General features: G+C 52.5%; 1 rRNA gene. It reads right to left on the bottom strand.

Features of this window, described 5'->3' with window-relative positions:
• Positions 1-1,118 (bottom strand): 23S ribosomal RNA (locus ACWIGI_RS41650); the annotation flags it as partial.

The raw sequence follows: 1,118 nt of genomic DNA, 5'->3' as shown, positions 1-1,118 counted from the left end.
CCATAAGGATCTTCCCCATCACAGCTCAGCCTTCACGATAAGCGGATTTGCCTACTTATCAGCCTAACTGCTTGGACGTGCACAACCAATCGCACGCTTCTTCTATCCTCCTGCGTCCCCCCATTGCTCAAATGGTGAGGAGGTGGTACAGGAATATCAACCTGTTATCCATCGCCTACGCCTTTCGGCCTCGGCTTAGGTCCCGACTAACCCTGAGCGGACGAGCCTTCCTCAGGAAACCTTAGGCATTCGGTGGATGGGATTCTCACCCATCTTTCGCTACTCATACCGGCATTCTCACTTCTAAGCGCTCCACAAGTCCTTCCGGTCTTGCTTCACAGCCCTTAGAACGCTCTCCTACCACTGTTCGAAGAACAGTCCGCAGCTTCGGTGATACGTTTAGCCCCGGTACATTTTCGGCGCAGAGTCACTCGACCAGTGAGCTATTACGCACTCTTTAAATGGTGGCTGCTTCTAAGCCAACATCCTGGTTGTCTAAGCAACTCCACATCCTTTTCCACTTAACGTATACTTTGGGACCTTAGCTGGCGGTCTGGGCTGTTTCCCTTTCGACTACGGATCTTATCACTCGCAGTCTGACTCCCAAGGATAAGTCATCGGCATTCGGAGTTTGACTGAATTCGGTAACCCGTTGGGGGCCCCTAGTCCAATCAGTGCTCTACCTCCAAGACTCTTACCTTGAGGCTAGCCCTAAAGCTATTTCGGAGAGAACCAGCTATCTCCAGGTTCGATTGGCATTTCACCCCTACCCACACCTCATCCCCGCACTTTTCAACGTGCGTGGGTTCGGGCCTCCATTCAGTGTTACCTGAACTTCACCCTGGACATGGGTAGATCACCTGGTTTCGGGTCTACGACCACGTACTCATGCGCCCTATTCAGACTCGCTTTCGCTGCGGCTCCGCATCTTCTGCTTAACCTTGCACGGGATCGTAACTCGCCGGTTCATTCTACAAAAGGCACGCCATCACCCGTTAACGGGCTCTGACTACTTGTAGGCACACGGTTTCAGGATCTCTTTCACTCCCCTTCCGGGGTGCTTTTCACCTTTCCCTCACGGTACTGGTTCACTATCGGTCACTAGGGAGTATTTAGCC

Source organism: Nocardia sp. NPDC055321 (genome assembly GCF_053645575.1).
Note: the sequence above shows the minus strand (reverse complement) of the source record. Positions and strands in the feature narration are given on the sequence as shown.